Genomic DNA, 16,212 nt, shown 5'->3' with positions numbered 1-16,212 from the left:
ATCGGCGATCCTCTCACTCCCGAAGGGTACAGTGCTAACTAAAGAGGATCTGCAGGTGGATAAGCTTCTAATGGAGCGTAATGGCAAGGTGGAAATTTATTATGCGCCCCATAATGAGTACATTAATCCTTCTGCTAAGGTGATCATTATGGGGTTAACACCCGGGTTCACACAAATGGGTTTAGCGATACAAGAAGCGATCATAGGTCTGGAAGCTGGTTTGCCAGATGAAGAGGTATGTAGAACAGCAAAGGAAGCGGCGAGATTCGCAGGTTCCATGCGGAACACGTTAATTCATATGTTAGATACACTTAAACTGCATCAACACTTGAACCTAACCTCTTGTGAAGAACTATTTCAGCAGCAGCAGACGATCCTGCACACCAGCTCTTTATTGCGTTTTCCTGTGTTCGTGGATAAGAAAAATTATAGTGGGACCCAGCCCAAGCTACTTTCAAATTCATTCCTCAGGGCGCAGGCATTATCTTCCTTGCGTGAGGAGCTGAACATACTGAGCCGGGCCTTAATTATTCCCTTAGGAAAAACAGTGGAAAGTATACTTCAACTCCTTGTGTCCGCAGGTGAGCTAGATAAACAACGCTGCTTATGGGGATTTCCCCACCCCTCGGGCGCCAACGGACATCGATATAAGCAGTTCGCCAGCCATCAAGAACAGATGATGAAGATACTGCATAATCATTCATGGAAGGGCTGATTCAAGCTTCCCATCAGATGATCTACATGAAGTCGAAAAAATAACGAATGACATGAAAAAAGACCGGTGAAGTGTAGGTCAAGCTATCGATCCGGCTTAAATGGCTTTGCTTCAAAGCCACGAATTTATCGCCATCGCCGATTAGCAGATCCCGCTTTAACACGGAAACCGTTAAACTGCCAAAGAAGCCGCTCAAGCTGACCAACATGCCTGACAGTAACCCGAAGATTGGGTTGAGCGGCGTCAGGTAGGGATAGATTAGATAGGAAACTCCTGTCGTGATGACAAATGCGAAAGCGAAACCCTCCCAAGTCAAATACGGATTGGCGGTGGGAACTATTTTACGCTTCCCTACATAAAGTGATGCCAGATAGTGGACCACATCATTGAGCTGCGTTAGCACTACTAGAAAAAGTACAAGCCCGGCTCCATACTCCGGTGTAGCAAATTGAAAGTAGGCCAAGTGACTAAGCCCGAATACCATCAGCATTAGCCCCCATTGCGTGGAGCTGACACTACGCATAAAACCAACCGTGCCTTTATTAATCATTCTGGGCAGTGGTAGGAGCAAGAATACATAAACTGGGATGAAGACAATAAACATTCCGTACCACTCGATATAAATCCAGTAGAACTGTAACGGAATGGATAAGTACGCCCACAGAAATAGCCTGCGGTCGGATTTTCGTGATTTCATCATGGAGAAATACTCCTTCAGTGCAAAGAAGCAGAGGACCATGAGAGACAGCAGAGAGACGAGGGGATTAAATAGGGTAGCTAGGCAAAAGATAAAAAGCATTCCCCACCACGTCTTGATGCGAAAGCCAATGCCCGTATAATCTTTATTTGGCTGTAGCTTCCCTATAACTACATACATCAAGTGAATGGCCGATAGGGCCGCAAAGATAAGAATTATAGTTAATAAAGAGCGGTCGATAACTGATCACCAACTTGTCCTAGAGTAGATTCCATTAATGGGTTCATATGTTATTATGAAGGAAACGTTCAAACTTGATAAGGGGAAAATTGTAAATGGCAGCAGATCCATCGGTCTTTATATTACTGACGAATACCGGGACGCTTTTTACGAAGCTCATTCAAGGCTATACAAAAGCACCCTATAATCATGCCTCGATCTCCTTTAATCGAGAGCTTTCTGAGCTGTATAGCTTTGGCAGGAAGCATCCGAGCAACCCCCTGAATGGAGGGTTTGTGAAGGAGGATATTAAGACAGGTACGTTCAGCAAATATCCAAATACAACATGTGTCCTATATGAACTTCAAGTTACAGCCCGCGAAGTGGAGAAAATGGAGCGGGTCTTGCAAGTCTTTATCCGAAGCCGTCAAAAGTATCTCTATAATATTCTCGGCGTAATTGGCATTGCCCTAAAGGAGCCTGTCGAATTCAGCAACTCTTATTTTTGTTCGCAATTTGTAGCGGAAATTCTAGAGCGGTCGGGTATTAAGTTATGGAATAAGCTGCCTGCACTCGTTACTCCGGATGATTTTCGCCAAAGTGATCGGCTGAGATTGGTTTACCAAGGTAAATTAAGTGAATATGAACCTGAGCGCCTAGGAGGAGACGAAGGATGAATAGCAAAGAAATATTTTCTAATCGGGTAGATTCGTATGTGAAATATCGGCCGAGCTATCCTGGAGAAGCCATTAATTATTTGTACAATACTATTGGGCTCCAACCCAATTGTGATATTGCTGATATTGGTGCAGGAACAGGAATATTCTCAGCATTACTTCTGGAGCGCGGGAGTTGTGTGACTGCCGTTGAACCCAATCCGGAAATGCGTAGAGCTGCGGAAGAGAAGTTCGCAAAGGATAACCATTTCTCTGTATCGCCGGGGTCTGCTGAACATACAGAATTATCAGATCAGTCGATGGATTTTATAGTATGCGCCCAAGCGTTTCACTGGTTTGATAGGGACGCAACGCAATTGGAATTCAAGCGGATTCTAAAACCGGGTGGAAAAGTTATTCTGATATGGAATTCCCGGCTTACTTACGGTACCCCATTTCTGGAGGAATATGAGCAGCTGCTGCAGACCTTCGGCACGAACTACACTCAAGTTAATCATAAGAACATTACCCCTGAGATCCTTAGTTCCTTTTTCAAGAAAGAACAGATGCAAGTAGCGCATTTTAGCAATCAGCAGGTATTTGATTTGGAGGGCTTAAGCGGGCGGCTTCGATCGTCTTCCTACACTCCGGTCCCCGGAGATCCAAGCTATGAGATTATGATGGCTGAGCTGCGGAATATTTTTGAACGAAATAACCAGGGTGGGCAAGTGTTTTTTGATTATAAGACGGAAATTTATTGGGGCGAAGTGTAAAGTAAATAAAAAGACTCAAACCTTAGAGATAACAGGGTCTGAGTCTTTTTTACTTGTAGTTATGAAAGATGTACGTAAAACGTGGTGGACTCGCCGACGAAACTTTTGGCATAAATTTTTCCTTTATGCTGTTCAACAATGGATTTGGCAATCGCCAGCCCTAGGCCATATCCTCCTTGTTTACGCACCCGGGAGGCATTTGTACGGTAGAATCGGTCAAAGATGCTCGCTAAGTGCTCCGGTGCAATGCCCTCCCCCGTATTGGTGACCGCTAACACCATGTCATTATGTTGTTTTTTAAGGGATAAGGTGACTGAGCCTTTAGGGTTCGAATATTTTACAGCATTGTCCAAGAGGATCATAATCACTTGTTTGATCTGTTCACTATTGCCTAGCACTGTCAGATCAGGCTCGATGTCATATTCAAGGGAAATATGCTTCTCAAAGATTACAGCTTCCATCGTTAAAATGATATTTTCAACCACGTCGCTCAGATTGAATTTCGAATAAATCATTCTCGATCTGGAATCGTCCATCTCGGTCAGGTACAGCAGATCATTGGTCAGGCTGGTCATTCTCTCTGTTTCCGATTTGATATAGTGCAGCCACTTGGACTGATTGTGAATGGTGTCATCACTGTTGGACAGGAGAACATCCGCATTGGTGTTAATAATGGTCAACGGCGTCTTCAACTCATGGGAAGCATCCGCAATAAATTGTTTCTGTTTCTCAAAAGCCTCCTTTACCGGCGCAATTGAACGATTAGCAAAAAAGCGGCTAGCGAAGTACAAGATAATCAGCATCACTGAGCCAACTACAGAGAAGGTATAGATTAGATTGGTGAGGATTTTTTGCTCTGCAGTGATGTCCAGAAATACAAGCATCGCCCCATCACTCGTATGCTGGATGTTGAAGATCCATTTGCTGCTATCCAAGGTGAACCTTCCGGTATCTTTACCGGCACTTAGCGCTTCTTGCAGAGCCGTATTATAAAATTCATCGTCCATAGTAAATTTGGAATCTTTCCCTATGAGGTTCGACGCTGTATCTATCTTCAGCATAAATGAGACTGACCGTTCAGGAGGTGGAGTCCCGTTATCCATACGTTTATTATCAGCATGGGGTAACTGGGAACTTCCCTTAGTTGAGCCCATTCGTCCTGTATCACCACCGGGAGACTTGTAGTTTTCCATGATTCTGTGAAGATCCATCTGAATATTGTTTTGGACATCTTGGTACGTAATTACATAAATCGAGATGAAGGCCACCAGCATGATCACCGAGATAGTGACTAAGTTAACAATAAGAAACCGATTTCTGAGCTTCGTGAACATTAGGTCGTCACCTCTAATACATACCCTACGTTTCTGATCGTACTAATGCGTACGGTCGAATTTAAGAAGGTCAGTTTTTTTCTCAAAAAAGAAATATACACCTCTACATTATTGTGCTCAGCATCAGAATCGAAGCCCCACAGCTTCTCAATAATTTGTTCTTTGGAGGTTACGGCTTGTTTCCTCAAGATAAGAAGCTCCAATAGTTCACATTCCTTTAGATTGAGCTTGATCTCTTTGCCACCCACGGTAAGCTTCAGATTGGATGTATTCAGTTCAATATCCCCGAACTTTAAAGCATCATCCGGTATCACCTCGCCTTTACGTCTTAGTACAGCCCTTATTCTTGCCAATAAGATCTCTGAGGAAAAAGGTTTGGCGATATAATCGTCAGCCCCATAGTCCAGCCCAGTGACCATATCTGTAATCTCACCCTTTGCAGTAAGCAGGATAACGGGAGTGGGTATCCCCTTTTTTCGCAGCGTCTTAAGGACGCTGATCCCATCCATCTCAGGCAGCATGATGTCGAGCAGCAGTAAGTCATAGATTCCACTCAGTGCATAATCCAGACCCGACCTGCCGTCATGGACTGCATCTACCGAATAATTATGTTTTTTTAATATTTGAGTTAAGGCTTCAGCGAGATGGAGCTCGTCTTCTACTATTAATATTCTCATGGTTTTGCCATCCCCTACATAGAACCAGTATTTGTTATTGAGGTCATTATATCAGTATTACCTTTATTGAACCTTAATGAAGAGAGACAACAGCGGCCGGAAGTCCAACATACACCGCAGTTACGATGTACACCTGTGTTAAGGGAATGTAAAGATAATCAATAATTCGTAAAACCATTTAAGATTCATTAAAGGTTTGGGATCTAAGATACATTCATAAGCACACGAGACAACGATAAACAGAAAGGATTGATCACATATGGCGATTGAGGTATTCAACCGTTATGAGAACAAATATTTGTTGGACAACGAAGCCTACTATAAATTTTATAACCAATTGCTTGAATACATGGAACTGGACGATTTCAACAAGCAACATGAGTTTTACTCCATAACCAACTTATATTATGACACGGAGCACAACACCCTGATTCGTAACAGTCTTGCGAAGCCCAAGTACAAAGAGAAGCTTCGTTTAAGAGCTTACGGTGTTCCAAATCAAGATACGAAGGTGTATCTGGAAATCAAGAAGAAGGTATTTGGTCTTGTTAATAAAAGAAGAACGTCGCTCAAATTAAACGAGGCTTATGATTTTGTCGCCACCGGTATGGAACCGGAATTCAAGGATTACATGAATAAACAGGTGATTGAAGAGATCAAATATTTTCTGACACGCTATGATTTGCAGCCCAAGGTGTATCTGTCTTATGACCGAAAAGCGTTGTTCTGTAAAAACAATCGCGATCTAAGAATTACATTCGATACAAATATTCGCAGCCGCCGGTACGATCTGAAGATGGAGCACGGTGTTCATGGCGAACCCTTGCTGGAGCCGGGGCAGTGGCTTATGGAAGTAAAGGCTGAGAACACGATTCCGGTCTGGCTGGCCAAAATGCTCTCAGAGCATCAAATGTACCGTACAAGCTTCTCTAAGTACGGCAACGAATATAAAAAAATGCTGAAGAACAGTAAAACAGAACGGGAGAGTGCCCTCTATGCTTGATTCATTATTTACCGTAGCAACTAGTACAGAGTTAACGTTTACCAACGCACTGCTAACTATTTTTATAGCTATTGCTCTTGGCGGGATCATTAGCTACACCTATATGAAGACGAATGCCAGCGGCTATTCGCAAAGCTTCACACTGACGATGGTACTGCTGCCCGTAATTGTGGCAATCATCATTTTGCTTATCGGCAGTAATGTTGCCAGAGCTTTCAGTCTTGCCGGGGCGTTCTCCATCATTCGCTTTAGAAGTGCGCCTGGCGATCCGAAGGATATCACATTTGTTTTGTTCACCATGGCTTCTGGACTTGCCTGTGGGGTGGGTTCCTTTGGATATGCAGTCTTTTTCACCCTTATCCTATGCGCCCTTATGTTTATCCTTAACCGGACTAACTTTGGTGTAAGAACAACGTCACAAAAAACATTAAAGGTGACCATCCCGGAGAGTCTGGGATATGAGGAAGCCTTCGCTGAAGTATTCAATAAATATAACGTTGGGTATGAGCTTAAAAAGATTAGAACGACTGAGCTTGGCAGTTTATATGAACTGGTCTACGCTGTAACGCTGGGTGAGGCTGTGAACCAGAAGGAATTTTTGGATGCGATTCGTACCCGGAACGGTAATTTAGACCTGTCTCTGACCATGACTCCAACTGCTAATGACTATTAAGATAACGAAAGGATGGATGAAAAATGGATAAATATATAACCGGAAGTAAAGTAGGAATCTTGCTATTGTGTGCATTACTTATGTCGGCTTGCAGCACCAATTCCACAACAACACAGTCTGAAGCGACGGGTACAGCAGCAGCCTCGGGAACAACGATAACTCAGAACGGGGCTGCCACGGGAGTACAACTGGCAAGCGCCAAATTGTCCGATCTGGTGACGTTCGATGAAGAGGATTCTAATACAACTTGGACAGCTGACCAATCGACCGAAATTGCTTTGGCTGGAACAAGTGCGCTTGTTGACGGCACCGGGGCTGAGTCTAAGGATGGATCAGTGACAATTACTGCAGCAGGAACTTATGTGCTGTCGGGTAAGCTGAGTGATGGACAGATTGTAGTTAATAATCAGGATGAAGGTACTGTGCACTTGGTACTGAACGGTGTGAACATCACGAACAGCGATAGTGCTGCAATTGATATTAAAGAAGCGGGCAAAGTAATCATTACCTTGGAAGACGGGACGGAGAACTCCGTATCTGATGGAGCAACTTACGTGTATGCCGATGAAACTACAGATGAACCAAGTGCGGCTATCTTCAGTAAAGCGGATTTAACGATTAATGGTACCGGGAAGCTGTCTGTTTCCGCTAACTATAATGACGGAATTACGAGCAAGGACGATCTGAAAATTATGGGTGGCACTATTGAAATTAAGGCTGCCGATGACGGGATTGTAGGTAAAGATCTTGTCGCTGTACAAGACGGAAATATCAGCATAACGGCAGAAGGCGATGGTATGAAATCAACCAACGATACTGAGACGGACAAAGGCTTCATAGCAATAGCAGCAGGAACATTTGATATTACGGCTGGTAATGATGGAATTCAAGCTGAGACTTCACTTGTAATAGATGGCGGAACATACACCTTAGTTACGGGTGGGGGCAACGAGAAGGGTGAAGTGAAAACAGGTGATCAAGGGCAAGGTATGGGCATGAGAGGTGGCCGAGGTCAGGGAACAGGGGATCAAGCACCAGGAACAACAGGAACCTCAATACCTGAAACAAAACCAGAGACGATGCCAGAAACAAAACCGGAGGTACCAACAACGGAAGCACCAACAACGACAACAACGGCAACAACTACAGAATCGGAAACACCAAGTACTAAAGGATTGAAGGCTGGAGGAGATATTAGCTTAAACAACGGAACCTTTACCATCGATTCTGCTGATGATGCAGTGCACAGCAACAGTAACATTGCTATAGCTGATGGAGAATTCAACATCAAAACTGGCGACGATGGAATCCATGCGGATGCCTTGGTGGCGATATCTGGTGGCAAAATTGATATTACGAAGAGCTACGAAGGGATTGAAGGAGCAAACATCGAGATTTCCGGTGGCGAGGCTCATGTGGTTGCTTCTGATGATGGAGTGAATGTAGCAGGAGGTAACGATGAGGCGACTGTAGGCGGCGGCCCTCAGGAGCAGGATCAATTCAGCGATTCTGCTAGCAATATGCTAACGATTAGTGGAGGAACACTAACGGTGGATGCTTCAGGTGACGGGCTGGATTCGAACGGCTCCATCACAATGTCGGGTGGCACGGTTATTGTCAATGGACCTACCAATAGCGGTAACGGTGCACTTGATTTCGACGGTAGCTTTGAACAGAGTGGAGGAATTTTGGTGGCTGCGGGAAGTTCGGGCATGGCACAAGCACCGTCTGACACCTCTAGCCAACATGCAGTGAGCATGACTTTCCCTCAGACCCAGGAGGCTGGAACCTTGGTTCATCTAGAGGACAGCGAAGGCAACACAATCCTGACCTTTGCTCCTTCGAAGAGCTATCAAACGGTGGTGATTAGTTCACCGGATCTGAAGGACGGAGGTTCTTACACCCTCTACTCGGGAGGTACCTCGACTGGTAGTGAAGCGAACGGACTGTATACGGATGGTGAATACACAGGAGGAACAAAAGTAGTAGCGTTCGAAATTACCAGCAGCGTAACTTGGCTAAATGAATCAGGAGTAACAACCGCAAACACTAATCAAGGTCCAGGTGGCGGTGGTGGAAACAGAAGACCTTAGTTTATAAATTGCATATCAAAAGCCACTCCAGCATTATTTTGGAGTGGCTTTTGATAGTTTGAGGTAAATCAGTCGCCGTTAACAGGGATGGAATTCTGTTTAATCGGTTGATTTGAAGTATTGATGATCACATTATGTGAATTAAAAGACAGAATCTCAATCAGCTGCTCTGCCATATGGTTAGCTGTATATTTAAATCCGCCTTTTACCCATTCTATGATTAATCCAAATAGAGCATAGGCGGTATAACTGGAAAACAATTCGATATTAACATTGGTATTAGTGTTATTAACTGCGACTAAGTCCCGCTTGGTGAGCTCCTTTAAGAGGTCGCAAATCCTATTTTGGAACCCTGGCAGAACATTGGAATTTATAATGATGGTATAAAAATTAGAGTAAGAGACCACATGTTCAAAAATCTTGATGCTCGAGGTGGTCAGCTCACTAACTATAAATTTATCGGTATGAAGATAGGGTTCTTTATAAGCCTTAATTAAATCCTCCAACACATCATCAATTAGCTCATTCAGAAGTTCTTCTTTGGTTTGATAATGTTTATAGAAGGTTCCGCGGTTTAAATCGGCAAGGGTAACGATATCGGTTATCGTAATGGTGCGGAAATTCTTTTTTTCCATGATTAATATCAATGCGTTTTTAAGCTCTTTACGCGATTTGCTAGTTCTCCGATTATTTTTAAGCAACAGAAGACCACCTAACTGTCTATTTTCTAATCCTATTTGAACAGAATCCTGCATTATATATATTTATGAACATTTGGTGTCCCATTTGTATATTGATAGTTAAATTTTAGAGGATTAAACTTGAGTAGTATAAATTTTAAGCGTTAAAGAGATTTTATATATTGATATTTACATTATAGATAAACGTAAAGGAGACTTCCAACATGAAACTTCAAGACAGAGTTGCAGTGGTTACCGGGGCGGCATCAGGTATGGGGAAATCTATCGCAGAGTTGTACGCTAAAGAAGGGGCGAAAGTGATTGTAGCCGATCTTAATCTCGAAGGTGCAGAACAAGTAGCTGCAGGGATCAACAGTAATGGTGGAGTAGCTAAGGCACTGAAAGTAAATGTTGCCCTAGTTGAAGATATCGATAGCATGATTGATACCGCAGTAAAAGAATACGGAACACTAGATATTCTTGTTAATAACGCCGGTATTATGGATGGGTTTGAGCCAGTTGGCGACATTAGCGACGAGAAATGGGATCTTATCTTTGATATCAATACCAAAAGTGTAATGCGGTCCACTCGTAAAGCAATGCCTATTTTTCTGGAAAAAGGAAAAGGGGTTATCGTTAATACCGCTTCTACAGGTGGCGTAAGTGGTGCCCATGCGGGAGCAACTTATACTGCCTCTAAACATGCTGTAGTAGGCTTGACGAAAAATACAGCTTTTATGTATGCCAACAAAGGGATTCGTTGTAATGCTATCGCACCGGGAGCTACTGCCACAAACATCAGTGCTTCAATGAAAAATATAAATGAATTCGGCGTGAGCCGTACACAATTAACACAGGCTGTGATCCCTCGTGTAGGTACACCTGAAGAAATCGCACAAGTTGCGTTATTCCTGGCTTCGGATGATTCCAGTTTTGTGAACGGAGCTATCATCGCTGCTGATGCGGGTTGGACTTCTGCATTCTAAATGTTGGTTGTCTACCTCTGCCTCAACAATTTATCCACGGAGTCTTAGGGACCCAGATGACGTTATTCGCAAATTTTCAGTCTTTTGAGAAGGGATTCGGACTCCAGAGACGCTATTTCATATAAATCGGCCCATATTTGGTGTTTTCGCGCCAATAGCTGCAGTGGAGTCCGATAGCAATTCAAATATGGAATAATGGCGCATTTAAGGTCTGCTGGGTCCGCCAACCAATTTTTTCGGGCAAAATGTTATCGGATTAAACGAAGGAGTGCCCCAGCACGCTACCATTATGCCAAATGATGACCCAAACGGGAGGTTACATAAAACTCCGCTAGAGATTAATCTAGCGGAGTTTTTTATACGCTTGATATTTCCAGGGGAACCCTGCAAAATAGAGAGAATGCTAACTATAGAGGAGTTATATGAAATGAACGATGTTATGGTGCGGAATCATGTAAAAGTCATTGGAGCAGGAGAAAAAACTATCCTTTTTGCGCATGGATTTGGGTGTGATCAAAGCATGTGGCAGTTTATTACGCCATCATTTGAGAAAAAGTATCGAATCGTTCTATTTGATTATGTAGGCTCAGGCCATTCAGATTTAAGCGCATATACATCGGATAAATATCATACTCTCCATGGTTATGTACAGGATGTACTAGATGTCATCGAAACATTTGAACTCAAGGATATTATTTTTATAGGCCATTCTATTAGCTCTATGATCGGTTTGCTTGCTTCAATCGAGCGGCCGGATTATTTTGATAAAATGATTATGATCGGACCTTCCCCACGTTATTTAAATGAGGGAGATGCTTATTTCGGGGGCTTTGAAAAAAGTGATATTACTGAGCTTCTGGATATGATGGAGATGAATTTCGCGGGCTGGGCTAGCTTTATGGCTCCACTTGCGATGAATAACCCTGACCCAATGTTGACCAAACAGCTGGAACGAAGTTTTATTTCGGCCGACCCTATTATCGCTAGAGAATTTGCGGAAGTTACATTTTTTTCGGATCATAGAGAAGATCTGCCTAAAGCGACAGTGCCTACACTCATATTGCAATGCTCGGATGATAGTATCGTTCCTATAGAAGTAGGAGAATATTTACATAGACACTTGAATAATAGTACGTTCCGGTTAATGGAGGCCAAGGGCCATTATCCGCATATTAGCCATCCACAGGAGACCATTACTTTGATTAATGAGTATCTTAGGTGAGATGGAGAAGATTATGGTGTTGAAAGGATATTTAGACAATGGATGACCGGTTAAAATATGCGCCGTGCGGATATGTTTCCATTACCCATGAAGGAATGATCCTCAATGTGAATCAAACCTTTTTGGATGGGATGGGATATCAGCAGGTTGATTTGGTAAATAAACATTTTGAATCTATCATGTCTACGGCAAACAAGCTTATTTTTCATTCATACTTCTATCCTTTTATCAATCTGAATGGACATGTAGAAGAGCTATTTATCAATTTGAAGGACAGCAAGGGACAAGCCGTCCCTTACTTGTTAAATGGTAGACGCCTCGAGTGTGAAGGTGTAGAGGTCATTGATTGTATTCTCGTACAGATGGGCAAACGTATTGATTATGAGCTAGAGTTACGATCTGCGAAGAAGCAAATAGAAGAGGCCTATTGGGAAAAAGATCAGGCGCTGGCAAAGCTCAAACAAATCCACCTGGAAATCGAGCAAAAGCAAGCTGAATTGCTGGAGATGAATGCCGTTTTAGTAGAGCTATCTACTACAGACAAGCTTACTGGATTAAAGAATAGAAGGTTCCTGCAAGAAAAGCTGGAAGAGCAGATTGCAGCGTATCACCGTGATCAGGCGCCTTTTTCATTATGTATTTTAGATATTGATCACTTTAAAAATGTGAATGATACCTACGGTCATCAGATGGGTGATTATGTCCTGGAGAAATTGGCGAGTATCCTGAAATCCCAATCTCGTAAAGAAGATATCGTAGCTAGGTATGGTGGTGAGGAGTTTATCCTTCTGCTGCCTAATATAGATTCATCGGATGCCAAGGCTATAGCGGACAATTTGCGGCAATTCATTGCCAGCTCCACTTGGGAGATTGGCAGGGTTACGGTAAGCGTCGGCATAGCTACTTTTGAAGCAACCGATACAGACATCACTCTTCTGGAAAAAGCTGACCATGCGCTTTACGCTTCGAAAGAACAGGGGAGAAATCGCGTTACGCATATTATGGATTTGAGTGAAAAGCTTCTTTAATCGGAGGCTTTTTTGTTATTTATAAACGATACATCCTCTTTGCTCTAATTGCTCTAATAATTCTTTTCTTCTTAAGCTGTGATTCCATCTTAAATCCAGTTTCTCTAATCGTCCAAGTTGTAGAATCGAATCCGGGATTTCTTGCAGATGATTATCTCTTAAATCAAGCTCAACAAGGCTGCTTAATTGACCTATTTCCTCAGGAAGCTGATTAAGTTTATTTTTTCTAAGGTTCAGTCTTCTTAACTTGCTTAAATTACCGATAGATGAAGGCAGCTTAGTGATTCGATTATCACTTAAATCAAGTATCCGAAGTTCTTCTATAGCACCCAAATGTTCTGGTAACATGACCAGTTGATTACCATAGAGATGGATCTCTCTTAGCCCTTTTATTTGTGTGATCGAATCAGGTAAACATTCTAGCTGATTATAATAAAGCCGCAATTCAATCAGACTGCTCATTTCGCCTATACGGGCAGGCAATTGCTTGAGATGATTATCTGTTACGTTCAGATACTTAAGTTTCTGGAGAATACAGAGCTGCTCCGGCAGCTGTTCGAACTGATTATTGCTTAGGTATAGAAAAGAATCCAACCCCTGCAATCCGCCAATGCTCTCCGGCAACACCTTCAGCCGATTATGGCCTAAATCCAGCATTCTTAGGTGAACTAAGCGACCGATGTTCTCGGATAACTGTTCGATTTCATTGCCCGCATAATTAAGTGCCTCTAATTCGTCATGAAGGAAGAGCTGATCGGGAATCTCTTTAATATGATTGTTGTACATGCTCAGTTCTAGTAGCGGATTGCTCTCAAACACGACATCTGGCGTTTCAATAAGTCCTTTTCCGTCAAAATTATATTTCATGAATGGATCTCCTTTGTAATTTGTATTGGCATCAAGCCTATGTGACAACGTTACGATAGAATATAACAGGATGATGATTTATTATCAGTATGTTGGCATACAAAACTATGGAATGTGTTAGAAAGGAATAATGAGATGGAAGCTTCTTTTTGGACTGGCACTCGCTTTTTTCAAGGTTTACCCTCGGAGAAGATCGAGGCGGTCTCAGGATTATTCACTTATAAGGCATATTCTAAGGGGACCCTGGTGTTTGCAGAATCAGATCCGGGGGATTATGCCTACATTATCTATTCGGGGATTATAAGGGTGTACGCTACTACGAAAGGGAAAGAGCATACCGTAGATCTTTTTGGAAAAGGCGATTTCTTTGGCGATCTGGAAGTGATCCATCCCTCCAATATAAGAGTGCTGTCTGCGGTGGCTATGAATGATACTGTATTATTTGAGATTAAACATGAGCTTTTTAAGCAGATGCTTGCCGATTACCCGTTGATTAAGGAGCAATTGATGCTGCTGCAAATGGACCGTTTATTTTTATCGAATCGGTTATTACATGAAATGAAATTTCATGATGCGAGAGCGCGTGCGATATTTACGCTGAGAAGACTATACCAAAGATTTGGAGTAGAGGAGCAAGGCAAACAGCGGATTGATCTTCGATTGACCCATCAGCAGTTCGCGGATATGATCGGAACGTTAAGGGAGACGGCTACCCTTGTGCTTAAAGATCTGCAAGAGCAAAAGATTATTGAGATTCAACATCAGCAGATCACCGTGTTAGACGCGACATATTTACTGGAGTATACGGATTTCGATTGAGAAGAGCCGTTCCGGGATCTTTTTCAAAGAATCCATTATTAAAGGGGTTATGAATATGGCTTGTAATCATTGTGTAGTAAGAGAGCTGAATTTTCAAATCAAGGCTCATGGTGAGCTTAATCTTAGGGTTTTACCTGAGGTTATTCATCACTTGAGTAGAAGGAATACGATACATAAGGTAGAAGAAAATGTGATTACGATTAAGGAAGCTGAAGCGCGAGATCTTCTGGATTTCTGTAACGATCATATGGAGTCCGGGAAAATTGAATTTCGTATAGATGACCAAACATGGAGACCTCTATCCGAATTACCCAATGTACTTGATATGGAGTGGATTGATGAGGTTATCACTAAGGGTCTTGTTACTTGCTACTTCCAACCGATTGTGAACGTAAGGGAAGAGATTTTTGCATACGAGCTCCTATCCAGATTTAAAAAAGAAGACGGATCCCTTATCTATCCTAATGAGATTTTTGCGGCGGCACGGAATCGTGGGCGTTTATATGCTTTAGACAGGTTATGTAGAATGACGGCTGTAAAATATGCTGCACCCTTAAATAAAAAAACGTTTATTAATTTTATCCCTACATCAATTTACGCTCCAGAGTTCTGCTTAAGATCAACCGTTGAACTGGCCAATCAATTAGGCGTCGACCCCTCTCTTTTTGTCTTTGAAGTTGTTGAGACGGAGAAAGTGGATGATCTCGCTCATTTGAAAGCTATTTTGACATATTACAAGGATCGGGGATTTGAATACGCTTTAGATGATGTTGGTGAGGGCTTCAGCACGATCGAGATGTTATTGGAGCTTAAACCTCATTACATGAAGTTAGATATGAAATATGTTCAAGGCGTGTCCAGTGATCCGAACAAACAGAAAATAGCTAAACAATTTTTAGAAAAGGCTTTAGAAATCCAATCTGTTCCTTTAGCAGAAGGTGTGGAGTTTAGAGAGGACTTTGAATGGCTTAAGCAGAGTGGTTATCAGTTGTTTCAGGGATATTTATTTGGAAAGCCTGATCCTATTCCCAAACAGTAATCCTAATGAGTATATATCGGTCCAGAGGATGAGATGAATTTCAGGTCAGAGTCTGAGTACAGCCAACCCTCGGGGTTGTATAATTTAGGTAATTTGAAAAGGGGGACGGGATGGATATGAAATGGCATCAATTTGTAACGCGCTGGGCGGATTCTAGGGGCTTTGATGGACGAGAAATTGATTATCAATGGCCTTCTCCCTCATTTCCGGTCATCAGTATTCGTAGTAATTTAGGGCGATACTCAGGTCAAAAGTATGGTCATGGAAGTAAACCCCGTGTAAAGACAGCTGTTGGTTTAATCGCTATTGGAGATGTAGCTGTCGGATTGATTTCCATAGGTGCGATAAGCGTGGGCGTACTTTCCTTAGGAGCAATATCACTGGGAATGTGGTTAGCGATTGGAGCAATAGCACTTAGCTGGCTTGGCTTCGCAGTGGGAGCGATTGCGATTGCAGGAGTGGCTGTAGGAGCGATCGCAATCGCGGAAAAAGCGTTGGGGGCCATCGCCATAGGGGATACGGCGTTTGGTGCGATAGCGATAGGCAGGATCGCTGGGGGTGCCATAGCTATCGGACAATGGGCATATGGTGTAATCGCAGTTGGCGAACATGGTTTCGGATTAATTCCCATCACGGGCGATGTGTGGAATTGGTTCCGGCGTTTGTTCGGATCGGGGAGTTAATTAGACCTCCAGTCCTAAAGGATCCCATTCTCTTCCGGGATAGTCGAT

General features: G+C 42.8%; 17 protein-coding genes. 12 read left to right on the top strand and 5 right to left on the bottom strand.

Annotated elements, in window-relative coordinates:
• Nucleotides 1-55: 55 nt before the first annotated feature.
• The gene (locus tag NYE35_RS30360; RefSeq protein WP_256717289.1) at nucleotides 56-715 is read left to right on the top strand and encodes a uracil-DNA glycosylase family protein; all 660 of its coding nucleotides are present in this window, start codon (nucleotides 56-58) and stop codon (nucleotides 713-715) included.
• Between the two features lie 22 nt (nucleotides 716-737).
• Here NYE35_RS30360 and NYE35_RS30355 read toward each other — a convergent pair whose 3' ends face one another.
• Complete coding sequence (locus NYE35_RS30355; protein ID WP_076099755.1) at nucleotides 738-1,652, bottom strand: phosphatidate cytidylyltransferase; 915 nt, start codon at nucleotides 1,650-1,652, stop codon at nucleotides 738-740.
• 95 nt (nucleotides 1,653-1,747) lie between these two features.
• On the opposite strand from NYE35_RS30355, the gene NYE35_RS30350 reads away from it, so the two are divergent.
• Nucleotides 1,748-2,308, top strand: a complete 561-nt coding sequence (locus tag NYE35_RS30350; RefSeq protein ID WP_036682293.1) for a hypothetical protein — start codon at nucleotides 1,748-1,750, stop codon at nucleotides 2,306-2,308.
• Nucleotides 2,305-3,060: a class I SAM-dependent methyltransferase gene (locus NYE35_RS30345; protein ID WP_341122372.1), complete on the top strand. Its 756-nt coding sequence runs from the start codon at nucleotides 2,305-2,307 to the stop codon at nucleotides 3,058-3,060. Before NYE35_RS30350 ends, NYE35_RS30345 begins: the two co-directional genes overlap by 4 nt.
• A 59-nt stretch (nucleotides 3,061-3,119) precedes the next feature.
• On the opposite strand, the gene NYE35_RS30340 is transcribed toward NYE35_RS30345, so the two are convergent.
• Both NYE35_RS30340 and NYE35_RS30335 read right to left on the bottom strand, forming a co-directional pair.
• The gene (locus NYE35_RS30340; protein WP_076296988.1) at nucleotides 3,120-4,394 is read right to left on the bottom strand and encodes a sensor histidine kinase; all 1,275 of its coding nucleotides are present in this window, start codon (nucleotides 4,392-4,394) and stop codon (nucleotides 3,120-3,122) included.
• Nucleotides 4,394-5,071 (bottom strand): response regulator transcription factor, encoded by a 678-nt coding sequence (locus NYE35_RS30335; RefSeq protein WP_341122371.1) that lies wholly within the window; start codon nucleotides 5,069-5,071, stop codon nucleotides 4,394-4,396. The genes NYE35_RS30340 and NYE35_RS30335 overlap by 1 nt, the downstream gene beginning before the upstream one ends.
• A gap of 259 nt (nucleotides 5,072-5,330) precedes the next feature.
• Here NYE35_RS30335 and NYE35_RS30330 point away from each other — a divergent pair, with 259 nt between their 5' ends.
• From NYE35_RS30330 to NYE35_RS30320, 3 genes are read left to right on the top strand one after another with little or no spacing between them, the layout of a single operon-like run.
• Nucleotides 5,331-6,074: a polyphosphate polymerase domain-containing protein gene (locus NYE35_RS30330; RefSeq protein ID WP_076105108.1), complete on the top strand. Its 744-nt coding sequence runs from the start codon at nucleotides 5,331-5,333 to the stop codon at nucleotides 6,072-6,074.
• Nucleotides 6,067-6,747, top strand: coding sequence for a DUF4956 domain-containing protein (locus NYE35_RS30325; protein ID WP_076124168.1), 681 nt, complete (start codon nucleotides 6,067-6,069; stop codon nucleotides 6,745-6,747). The genes NYE35_RS30330 and NYE35_RS30325 overlap by 8 nt, the downstream gene beginning before the upstream one ends.
• A gap of 23 nt (nucleotides 6,748-6,770) precedes the next feature.
• Nucleotides 6,771-8,840 carry a carbohydrate-binding domain-containing protein gene (locus NYE35_RS30320; protein WP_094901036.1) on the top strand — a complete coding sequence of 690 codons (2,070 nt, stop codon included), beginning with the start codon at nucleotides 6,771-6,773 and terminating at the stop codon, nucleotides 8,838-8,840.
• Nucleotides 8,841-8,908: 68 nt separating this feature from the next.
• On the opposite strand, the gene NYE35_RS30315 is transcribed toward NYE35_RS30320, so the two are convergent.
• The gene (locus NYE35_RS30315) at nucleotides 8,909-9,541 is read right to left on the bottom strand and encodes a TetR/AcrR family transcriptional regulator (protein WP_235219469.1); all 633 of its coding nucleotides are present in this window, start codon (nucleotides 9,539-9,541) and stop codon (nucleotides 8,909-8,911) included.
• A gap of 203 nt (nucleotides 9,542-9,744) precedes the next feature.
• Here NYE35_RS30315 and NYE35_RS30310 point away from each other — a divergent pair, with 203 nt between their 5' ends.
• From NYE35_RS30310 to NYE35_RS30300, 3 genes are all read left to right on the top strand, one after another.
• Nucleotides 9,745-10,506, top strand: a complete 762-nt coding sequence (locus NYE35_RS30310; RefSeq protein WP_036682280.1) for an SDR family oxidoreductase — start codon at nucleotides 9,745-9,747, stop codon at nucleotides 10,504-10,506.
• Between the two features lie 427 nt (nucleotides 10,507-10,933).
• On the top strand, nucleotides 10,934-11,728 hold the full coding sequence (locus NYE35_RS30305) for an alpha/beta fold hydrolase (RefSeq protein WP_036682278.1): 795 nt from the start codon (nucleotides 10,934-10,936) through the stop codon (nucleotides 11,726-11,728).
• Between the two features lie 38 nt (nucleotides 11,729-11,766).
• Nucleotides 11,767-12,756: a sensor domain-containing diguanylate cyclase gene (locus tag NYE35_RS30300; protein WP_036682276.1), complete on the top strand. Its 990-nt coding sequence runs from the start codon at nucleotides 11,767-11,769 to the stop codon at nucleotides 12,754-12,756.
• 15 nt (nucleotides 12,757-12,771) lie between these two features.
• On the opposite strand, the gene NYE35_RS30295 is transcribed toward NYE35_RS30300, so the two are convergent.
• Nucleotides 12,772-13,623, bottom strand: a complete 852-nt coding sequence (locus tag NYE35_RS30295; protein WP_076105106.1) for a leucine-rich repeat domain-containing protein — start codon at nucleotides 13,621-13,623, stop codon at nucleotides 12,772-12,774.
• A 135-nt stretch (nucleotides 13,624-13,758) separates the two neighbouring features.
• Here NYE35_RS30295 and NYE35_RS30290 point away from each other — a divergent pair, with 135 nt between their 5' ends.
• The 3 genes from NYE35_RS30290 (at nucleotide 13,759) to NYE35_RS30280 (ending at nucleotide 16,164) form a co-directional block, all read left to right on the top strand.
• The gene (locus NYE35_RS30290; protein WP_076140610.1) at nucleotides 13,759-14,442 is read left to right on the top strand and encodes a Crp/Fnr family transcriptional regulator; all 684 of its coding nucleotides are present in this window, start codon (nucleotides 13,759-13,761) and stop codon (nucleotides 14,440-14,442) included.
• Between the two features lie 55 nt (nucleotides 14,443-14,497).
• Nucleotides 14,498-15,481 (top strand): EAL domain-containing protein, encoded by a 984-nt coding sequence (locus NYE35_RS30285; protein ID WP_076105104.1) that lies wholly within the window; start codon nucleotides 14,498-14,500, stop codon nucleotides 15,479-15,481.
• Between the two features lie 116 nt (nucleotides 15,482-15,597).
• Nucleotides 15,598-16,164, top strand: coding sequence for a hypothetical protein (locus NYE35_RS30280; protein ID WP_036682474.1), 567 nt, complete (start codon nucleotides 15,598-15,600; stop codon nucleotides 16,162-16,164).
• Nucleotides 16,165-16,212 lie beyond the last annotated feature (48 nt).

This window comes from Paenibacillus sp. FSL L8-0494, from assembly GCF_038003695.1.
Lineage (GTDB): Bacteria > Bacillota > Bacilli > Paenibacillales > Paenibacillaceae > Paenibacillus_AQ > Paenibacillus_AQ odorifer.
Note: the sequence above shows the minus strand (reverse complement) of the source record. Positions and strands in the feature narration are given on the sequence as shown.

What these genes read in the sequence shown, in the direction of transcription:
- NYE35_RS30350 (WP_036682293.1), top strand. Translation starts at nt 1,748, where the DNA reads ATGGCAGCAGATCCATCGGTCTTTATATTACTGACGAATACCGGGACG.
- NYE35_RS30345 (WP_341122372.1), top strand. Translation starts at nt 2,305, where the DNA reads ATGAATAGCAAAGAAATATTTTCTAATCGGGTAGATTCGTATGTGAAA.
- NYE35_RS30340 (WP_076296988.1), bottom strand. Translation starts at nt 4,394, where the DNA reads ATGTTCACGAAGCTCAGAAATCGGTTTCTTATTGTTAACTTAGTCACT.
- NYE35_RS30335 (WP_341122371.1), bottom strand. Translation starts at nt 5,071, where the DNA reads ATGAGAATATTAATAGTAGAAGACGAGCTCCATCTCGCTGAAGCCTTA.
- NYE35_RS30330 (WP_076105108.1), top strand. Translation starts at nt 5,331, where the DNA reads ATGGCGATTGAGGTATTCAACCGTTATGAGAACAAATATTTGTTGGAC.
- NYE35_RS30325 (WP_076124168.1), top strand. Translation starts at nt 6,067, where the DNA reads ATGCTTGATTCATTATTTACCGTAGCAACTAGTACAGAGTTAACGTTT.
- NYE35_RS30320 (WP_094901036.1), top strand. Translation starts at nt 6,771, where the DNA reads ATGGATAAATATATAACCGGAAGTAAAGTAGGAATCTTGCTATTGTGT.
- NYE35_RS30310 (WP_036682280.1), top strand. Translation starts at nt 9,745, where the DNA reads ATGAAACTTCAAGACAGAGTTGCAGTGGTTACCGGGGCGGCATCAGGT.
- NYE35_RS30305 (WP_036682278.1), top strand. Translation starts at nt 10,934, where the DNA reads ATGAACGATGTTATGGTGCGGAATCATGTAAAAGTCATTGGAGCAGGA.
- NYE35_RS30300 (WP_036682276.1), top strand. Translation starts at nt 11,767, where the DNA reads ATGGATGACCGGTTAAAATATGCGCCGTGCGGATATGTTTCCATTACC.
- NYE35_RS30295 (WP_076105106.1), bottom strand. Translation starts at nt 13,623, where the DNA reads ATGAAATATAATTTTGACGGAAAAGGACTTATTGAAACGCCAGATGTC.
- NYE35_RS30290 (WP_076140610.1), top strand. Translation starts at nt 13,759, where the DNA reads ATGGAAGCTTCTTTTTGGACTGGCACTCGCTTTTTTCAAGGTTTACCC.
- NYE35_RS30285 (WP_076105104.1), top strand. Translation starts at nt 14,498, where the DNA reads ATGGCTTGTAATCATTGTGTAGTAAGAGAGCTGAATTTTCAAATCAAG.
- NYE35_RS30280 (WP_036682474.1), top strand. Translation starts at nt 15,598, where the DNA reads ATGAAATGGCATCAATTTGTAACGCGCTGGGCGGATTCTAGGGGCTTT.